This is a genomic window from Inquilinus sp. OTU3971, from assembly GCF_038440215.1.
The window spans coordinates 1-6007 of sequence record NZ_JASATH010000299.1; the positions used below are offsets into that span (position 1 = coordinate 1).

Here is a 6007-nt window from a genome sequence, read left to right on the forward strand (position 1 = left end):
CCCCCCCCCCCCGTCTCCCGCCCGGGGGCCCGGGGGGGGCCCCCCCCCTGCCCGTCAATGCGCCAGGATCTGGCTCAGGAACAGCTTGGTCCGGTCCGACTTCGGGTTCTTGAAGAACTCCTCGGGCTCGTTCTGCTCCACGATCTGGCCGCGATCCATGAAGATCACGCGGTTCGCCACGGTGCGGGCGAAGCCCATCTCATGGGTGACGCAGATCATGGTGATGCCTTCGCGCGCCAGCTCGATCATGACGTCGAGCACTTCCTTGATCATCTCCGGGTCGAGGGCCGAGGTCGGCTCGTCGAACAGCAGGATCTTCGGCTTCATGCACAGCGAGCGGGCGATGGCCACGCGCTGCTGCTGGCCGCCGGACAGCTGGCCCGGGTACTTCTGCGCCTGCTCGGGGATCTTGACCCGCTTGAGGAAGTACATCGCCGTCTCCTCGGCCTCCTTCTTCGGGGTCTTGCGGACCCAGATCGGGGCAAGGGTCAGGTTCTCCAGCACCGTCAGATGCGGGAACAGGTTGAACTGCTGGAACACCATGCCGACCTCGCGGCGGATGGCGTCGATGTTCTTGACGTCGTTGGTCAGCTCGATGCCGTCGACGATGATCGAGCCCTTCTGGTGCTCCTCCAGCCGGTTCAGGCAGCGGATCAGGGTCGACTTGCCGGAGCCCGAGGGCCCGCAGATCACCACCTTCTCGCCCTTCTCGACGGCGAAGTTGATGTCCCTGAGGACATGGAACTCGCCATACCATTTGTTGACCCCGGACATCTGGATCAGGATTTCCGGCGCGGCGGCGGTCGCTTGAGTCGCAGTCATGTCTATCTCCCTGTCAGCGGCGTCGCGTGCCGATGTTCAAATACCTCTCCAGATACTGCGAGTATTTCGACATGGAGAAGCAGAACACGAAGAACAGCAGCGATACGAACAGATAGGCTTCCTTGTAGAACGGCCCCCAGATCGGATCCGACAGGCCGAGACGGGCGGCGCCCAGCAGGTCGAACAACCCGACCATGATCACCAGCGTGGTGTCCATGAAGGAGCCGATGAAGGTGTTGACCAGGGCCGGGATCGAGATCCTGAGCGCCTGCGGCAGGATGATCAGCCGCTGCTTCTGCCAGTAGCTGAGGCCGATGCTGTCGGCGGCCTCGAACTGGCCCTTGGGGATCGCCTGCAGGCCGCCGCGCACCACCTCGGCGAGATAGGCGGCGGTGAACAGGATGATCGCCACCTGGGCGCGCAGCAGGTAGTTGAAGTTCCAGCCTTCCGGCAGGAACAGCGGGAACATCACCGAGGCCATGAACAGCACGGTGATCAGCGGCACGCCGCGGATCAGTTCGATATAGGTCACGCACAGGGTCCGGATCGCCGGCATGTGCGAGCGGCGGCCGAGCGCCAGCAGGATCGAGAGCGGGAAGGCCAGGGCGAGGCCGATCATCGACAGGCCCATGGTCAGCGGCAGGCCGCCCCAGTTCCGGGTCTCGACCAGCGACAGGCCGGGGATCGGAATCTCGAAGAAGCCGAACGGCACGGCGCCGTACATCAGGCTGACCGCGGCGACGATCACCACCACCCAGGCGACGATCAGGCGCTTGCCCCAGAAGCGGCGCATGGTGCTGGCGACGGCCAGGCCGATCAGCATCGCCATGGCGATGATCGGCCGCCACTCCTCGCCGAACGGGTAGAGGCCGAAGAAGATCAGCCGGTACTTCTCCTCGACGAAGGCCCAGCAGGCGCCGGTCGTGGCCCGGCAGGCCGCCACCACGTCGGCCGGTGCCTCGTCCGGCGTCGACGGGCCCCAGACCGGATCGATCAGGGCCCATTGGACGAAGGGCGGGACCAGCCGGATCGCCAGATAGGCGATCAGCAGCGTCAGAACGGCGTTGAACCAGCTGTTGAACAGGTTCTGCCGCAGCCAGGCGATCGGGCCGGTAACCGAGCCGGGCGGCGGCGCCGCCGGGATCTCCTGGGTGGCGACGAAGGGTTCGGTCAGGGATCGGGTGCTGGCCATGCTCACCGCTCCCTCAGCGCCATCTGGCGGTTGTAGACGTTCATGCCGATCGAGATCGACAGGCTGATGAACAGGTAGACCGCCATGAAGATCGAGATCGCTTCGACCACCTGACCGGTCTGGTTGCCGACGGTGTTGCCGATCGACACCAGGTCCGGATAGCCGATCACCACCGCCAGCGAGCTGTTCTTGGTGATGTTGAGATACTGGCTGGTCATCGGCGGGATGATCATGCGCAGCGCCTGGGGCAGGACGATGCGGCGCAGCGTGACGCCGGAATGCAGGCCGAGCGCGCGGGCCGCCTCGGTCTGGCCGTGCGACACGGCCAAGATGCCACCGCGCACGATCTCGGCGATGAAAGCGGCGGTGTAGACGGTCAGGCCGATCACCATCGCCGCGAATTCCGGCGTCAGCGTCCAGCCGCCCTGGAAGTTGAAGCCCTTCAGCTCCGGGATCTCGAACGCCGCCGGCGCGCCGCCAGCCAGCCAGACCACCAGCGGCAGGCCGATGAACAGGCCGAGCCCGGCCCAGAAGCTGTGGAACGGCTGCCCGGTCGCCGCCTGGCGCTGCCTGGCCCAGCGGGCGATGCCCCAGCCGACGACCAGAGCCACCAGCGCCGCGACCAGCATCCACAGGAAGACCGGGTTGTCCTCGATCGAGGGAACCTGGATGCCGCGATTGCTGATGAAGACGCCGGGGACCGGGTTCGCCGCCTGCCGCGGCGGCGGGGCGCTGACCCGGATCAGCCCGGCCCAGAGCAGCAGTTGCACGGTCAGCGGAATGTTGCGGACGAGGTCGACATAGCCCGCGGCCAGCTTGGCCAGGAGCCAGTTCGAGGACAGCTTGCTGACGCCGATCACCAGTCCCAGCAGGGTCGCCAGGATGATGCCGAGGATCGAGACCTTCAGCGTGTTAACCAGCCCGACCAGGAAGGCCCGGGCATAAGGATCGCTCGGCGAATAGGAGATCGGCGTCTCGGAGATGGCGAAGCCGGCTTCGCGCGAGAGGAAGCCGTAGCCCGTCTGGATGCCGCGGACCTCGCGGTTGTGAATCAGGTTGGAGACCAGGAACCAGCCGATGCCGACGACCACCAGCAGCAGCACAATCTGGTAGAAAATCGCTCGGAGTCTGGGGTCGTTGATTGCGGATCCACGGCGCACGGCAGTTCCTGCCGCGGCAACATCCATGGTCATTGCGTCACACCTCGCTCAAACCGCCCTGTCGCTTCTTCTTGGCCCGAAGGATCCCAGGCCCCGAAACAATGCCGCCGACCCGTTGCGGGGTCGGCGGCACAATCACTGGTCACCGGATCGGGGGCGCGTATTGCAGGCCGCCCTGGGTCCACAGCGCGTTCAGGCCGCGCTTGAGGCCCAGCGTGGTCTTCTCGCCGACGTTGCGCTCGAACATCTCGCCGTAATTGCCGACCTGCTTGATGGCGTTGTAGGCCCAGGTCTCCGGCAGACCGAGCGCCTCGCCCATGCCCGGGGTCTTGCCCAGCAGGCGCTGGATCGTCGGATCCGGGGAATCGCCGAAGCTGTCGATGTTCTGGCTGGTGACGCCGCTCTCCTCGGCCTGGACCTGGGCGAAGAACACCCAGCGGGTGATGTCGGCCCACTGGTCGTCGCCCTGCCGCACGGCGATCGCCAGCGGCTCCTTGGAGATGATCTCCGGCAGGATGATGTAGTCGTCCGGCTTCGGCGCCTTGGCGGCGCGGGTGCCGGCCAGGCCCGAGGCGTCGGTGGTGTAGGCGTCGCAGCGGCCGGAGAAGAAAGCGGCCTCGACGTCCTCCAGCTTCTCGATCACGACCGGCTTGAAGTCCAGCTTGTTGGTGCGGAACCAGTCGGTCAGGTTCAGCTCGGTGGTGGTGCCGGGCTGGACGCAGATGGTGGCGCCGTTCAGCTCCTTCGCGCTCGCCACGCCGAGCGACTTGTTCACCATGAAGCCCTGGCCGTCATAGAAGTTGATGGCCGTGAAGCTCAGGCCGAGCGAGGTGTCGCGCGACAGCGAATAGGTGGTGTTGCGGGCCAGCAGGTCGACTTCGCCCGACTGCAGCGCGGTGAAGCGCACCTGGGCGTTCAGCGGCGTGAACTTGACCTTCTCGGCATCGCCGAACACTGCCGCGGCCAAGGCGCGGCAGGTGTCGACGTCGATGCCGGTCCACTTGCCCTGGCTGTCCGGCAGGGCGAAGCCGGCCAGGCTGGTGTTGACGCCGCACTGGATAAAGCCGCGCTGCTTGACGGCATCAAACGTCGCGCCGGCCTGGGCCGAAGCGGTGAAGCCCGCCGCGGCGACGACCGCGGCCCCCGCTGCCAGCAGAATACGAACCTTCATGAAGCCTCCCCTTTTTGCCCCGGCCTTCGCCGGAGCGAAACCGCAAGATCGTCCCGGCAGCAAGCTGCCGGGGGAGGGTCATTTAATGGAACATTATGGATGAATGCACGGCTTTTTTTGGTTTGCCGCGGCTGCCGGACCGTTGAAATACCGCTGAAATATGGTATTTCAGTCAATCGATTGGCGAGCCGCGTGCTTCTCGAGTAATCATCCGACCATTCCTCGCGCAGGGGTTGATCGTTCTTTCGGCAGGGGCCGGGGCTCGACCGGATGTATCGCGACAATCGGCAAGAATAGACCGGCCGGTCGACTTCCCACGGTCAGCGCAGCAGCCCGTCGAGGAAGCCGCCGACCACGCGGTCGCGGTCGATCCGGGTCGCCACCCGGATTGCGGGCCGCCCGGCCGCCCCCTGCTCTTCCGGCACGCCGCGGCGATCGGCCAGGGTCATGCCGCGGGTCAGGTCGCCGCTCAGCTCGACCCGGACCGGCCAGTCGGTATAGTCGGCGAGGCCGGGGTCGAGCAGCAGCATCGCCGCCGCGGGGTCGTGCAGGGCGCAGCCGCGGATGCCGTAGCGGCCATGATAGAAGCCGACATAATGCTGCAGGATCGACCAGGCGAAGCGGCCGCGCGGCCGGGGATCAGCCTCGATCCGCGCCAACTCGGCCGCGCCCAGCCAGGCGGTCATGGTGACGTCGAGCCCGACCAGCGTGACCGGCCAGGACGCGGCGAACACCGCCTCCGCCGCCTCGGGGTCGTGGAAGATGTTGGCCTCGGCCGCGGCGGTGATGTTCCCCGGCACCGTCACCGCGCCGCCCATCACCACCACCCGGTCGAGCAGCCGCGGCAGATCCGGCTCGAGATGCAGCGCCAGCGCCAGGTTGGTCAGCAGCCCGGTGGCCAGGAGGGTAAAGGCGCCCGGCTCCGCCCGCGCCAGGCGGACCAGTTGCTCGGCCGCGGTCTCGGCCGCGAAGGGTCGCGGCGGCGCCTTCGGCCCGTGACCGCCGAGGCCGTCATCGCCATGGACATGGCCGCTGATGCTGACCGGCTGGGCCAGCGGCGACTCGGCCCCGACGGCGACCGGGACATGGCCGAGCCCGACCAGGTCGAAGACATGCTGGGCGTTGGCGGCGGCGGTCTCGGCATCGGCGTTGCCATGCACGCTGCCCAGCGCCGTGATCTCCACCCCCTGCCGGTCGGCCAGCCACAGGATCGCCAGCGCGTCGTCGATGCCGACGTCGCAGTCGAGGATGATCTTCGGCATCGGCGGGTCCTTTCGCTGGTGTCGGCCCGACCATAGCGCGGCGTGTGGAGCGCCGCGACGGGCTGGATGCCGGGCGCGGTCCGTGCCACTCTCCCCGCCCCTGCCCTGCCGGACCCACTGGAGACGATGCCGACGCCGCAAGCCCATCCCTGGCTCGAACCCCTCTGGGTCCGGCTGCTGATCGTCGTCTTCCTGATCGCCGCCCTGGCGGCGGAATTCCTGTGGCTCGGCGACCGGCTGTGGCTGGTCCTGTGGGGCGCCGCGCTGGTCTACGCGATCTGGGACTTTTTCCTGCGCGGGGTCTATGGCAAGCCGAAGGCGTGACGGCCGGGGCGCCCCTCACAGACCCTGGGTCAATGACAGAGTAGGTTGGGTTGGCGGTCGCGCACCCCACACATTG

General features: G+C 67.2%; 6 protein-coding genes. 1 reads left to right on the forward strand and 5 read right to left on the reverse strand.

The window, feature by feature from the left end; genetic code table 11:
* Positions 1-54: 54 nt before the first annotated feature.
* The 5 genes from AAHM41_RS38185 to AAHM41_RS38205 all read right to left on the reverse strand — a co-directional run bounded on the left by AAHM41_RS38185 (position 55) and on the right by AAHM41_RS38205 (position 5607).
* Positions 55-822 carry an amino acid ABC transporter ATP-binding protein gene (locus AAHM41_RS38185; protein WP_342241869.1) on the reverse strand — a complete coding sequence of 256 codons (768 nt, stop codon included), beginning with the start codon at positions 820-822 and terminating at the stop codon, positions 55-57.
* Between the two features lie 13 nt (positions 823-835).
* Complete coding sequence (locus AAHM41_RS38190; protein ID WP_342241870.1) at positions 836-2014, reverse strand: amino acid ABC transporter permease; 1179 nt, start codon at positions 2012-2014, stop codon at positions 836-838.
* A gap of 2 nt (positions 2015-2016) precedes the next feature.
* A complete protein-coding gene (locus AAHM41_RS38195) occupies positions 2017-3207 on the reverse strand; it encodes an amino acid ABC transporter permease (RefSeq protein WP_342241871.1) in 1191 nt (396 codons plus the stop codon).
* 109 nt (positions 3208-3316) lie between these two features.
* Complete coding sequence (locus AAHM41_RS38200) at positions 3317-4345, reverse strand: amino acid ABC transporter substrate-binding protein (RefSeq protein WP_342241872.1); 1029 nt, start codon at positions 4343-4345, stop codon at positions 3317-3319.
* A 320-nt stretch (positions 4346-4665) separates the two neighbouring features.
* Positions 4666-5607 (reverse strand): nucleoside hydrolase, encoded by a 942-nt coding sequence (locus AAHM41_RS38205; RefSeq protein WP_342241873.1) that lies wholly within the window; start codon positions 5605-5607, stop codon positions 4666-4668.
* Positions 5608-5733: 126 nt separating this feature from the next.
* Between AAHM41_RS38205 and AAHM41_RS38210 the strand changes: the two genes are divergently transcribed.
* A complete protein-coding gene (locus tag AAHM41_RS38210) occupies positions 5734-5931 on the forward strand; it encodes a hypothetical protein (RefSeq protein ID WP_138888599.1) in 198 nt (65 codons plus the stop codon).
* The last annotated feature ends 76 nt before the right edge of the window (positions 5932-6007 follow it).